The sequence below is a fragment of the Paenibacillus caui genome (assembly GCF_019904135.1).
GTDB lineage: Bacteria > Bacillota > Bacilli > Paenibacillales > Paenibacillaceae > Fontibacillus > Fontibacillus caui.
Map to the genome: position 1 here is coordinate 1 of NZ_JAIOGQ010000072.1, position 1,828 is coordinate 1,828.

A 1,828-nucleotide genomic window follows, 5' to 3' on the forward strand; every position below is an offset into this window, starting at 1 on the left:
GTACGCCCAGCATGGGCGTCATCTACACGGTGAAAGTCCGGAATGGGGGCTGGCGAGCGCCTACCATTAGCCAAGGGTAAGGGTGTCCCATCGTGAGGTGGAATCTGAAGGAAGCCGGAGGCAAAAGCACGGGCCAAGGTACACGAACTGGATTTGAGGCTGTTTCCGTCGGATGAGTCACCTAGACATGACGAAATCCAAAGCCGCCAAGGGCGGAAGCAGTAAACTCCAGTGGTCGCGGGCGGAAAGATGACGCTCTTATCTGGGGAGACCTGCGGGAGAGAGAAAAAAAAATGCGAAGTCACTTCGTAACCGCAACCGGGAGGTTGCGCTGAACCCGCAGGAGTCAGCAGAGGCCATAGTACGCGAGTACGGGACGCCGGAATGCGGAAGGGCCGAACCGAAAGGAGAGAGGAAACCGATGCGTTCGAGTAAAGAGCAGAGACAGCCGAATATCCTGAAAGGGAACTGCCAGCAAAGAGAAGCGGTGAAGCCGCAAGGGTATGCTGGAGTGCCGAGTTCTTCGCCGGCACAAGTCGCTCCTTCCTCTCGCGAAGACCAGAACGACCTGTTGGAGCGAATGCTCGAGGGAGAAAATCTTCGACTTGCATATAAGCGAGTGGTACAGAACGGAGGAGCGCCCGGTGTGGACAGTGTAACAGTAGCGGAGTTACAGGCATACCTGAAGGCACATTGGGAAACGGTGAAAATCGAACTCTTGACGGGAACCTACAAACCGATGCCAGTCAAACGGGTGGAAATCCCCAAACCTGGAGGCGGCGTACGGCTGCTCGGAATTCCGACCGTGATGGACCGCCTGCTCCAGCAAGCGCTTCTGCAAGTGATGAACCCGATTTTCGATGCTCACTTCTCGTGGTATAGCTACGGCTTCAGACCGGGAAAGAGAGCACACGATGCCATGAAGCAAGCCCAGCGATATATCCAAAGCGGCCTGAGATGGGTGGTGGATATGGATTTAGAAAAGTTCTTTGACCGAGTGAACCATGACATCCTCATGGCTAGAGTGGTAAGGAGAGTGAAGGACAAGCGAGTCCTGAAACTAATCCGCGCCTACTTGAATGCTGGAGTAATGGAGGGTGGAGTGAGCCGGAAGACGGAAGAAGGAACGCCACAAGGCGGCCCGCTGAGTCCACTTCTGGCAAACATTCTGCTGGATGATCTGGATAAAGAATTAACGCGGCGCGGCTTGCGATTCGTCCGCTATGCAGACGACTGCAACATCTTCGTTGCAAGCAAACGAGCAGGTGAACGTGTAATGGGATCGGTCACTCGATTTGTGGAAGGAAAGCTGAAACTGAAAGTGAACCGGGACAAAAGTGCGGTAGATAGGCCATGGAACCGCAAATTTCTTGGAATTAGTTTCCTATCCAACAAGCAGGCAACGATTCGACTGGCTCCTAAGACGATTTTTCGGTTTAAGGAGAAGATCCGGGAGCTAACGAGCCGCACCCGATCCATCTCCATGGAGGAACGCATTTCAAAACTGAACCGCTACCTCATGGGGTGGATTGGCTATTTCCGGATAGCATCTGCAAAGAGCCATTGCGAAAGATTTGACCAATGGATTCGTAGAAGACTCCGAATGTGCCTATGGAAACAGTGGAAACGGGTACGAACCCGTATTCGAGAACTTCGGGCGCTCGGAGTTCCGGAATGGGCCTGCTATGTTATGGCAAACTCCCGGCGTGGTGCATGGGAAATGTCTCGAAACACAAATAATGCCCTTCCGACTTCTTTCTGGGAAGCGAAAGGGCTGAAAAGTTTGCTTTCTCGTTATTTGGAACTTCGTTAACCTTTTGGAACCGCC

1 protein-coding gene is annotated in these 1,828 nt (G+C 53.0%); it reads left to right on the plus strand.

Annotated features, from left to right (window positions below; genetic code table 11):
- Positions 1-421 precede the first annotated feature (421 nt).
- Positions 422-1,813: a group II intron reverse transcriptase/maturase gene (gene ltrA / locus K7397_RS21120; protein WP_223070548.1), complete on the plus strand. Its 1,392-nt coding sequence runs from the start codon at positions 422-424 to the stop codon at positions 1,811-1,813.
- Positions 1,814-1,828: the final 15 nt, after the last annotated feature.

Coding starts and splice junctions, on each gene's coding strand:
- ltrA (WP_223070548.1), top strand. CDS start 422: ATGCGTTCGAGTAAAGAGCAGAGACAGCCGAATATCCTGAAAGGGAAC.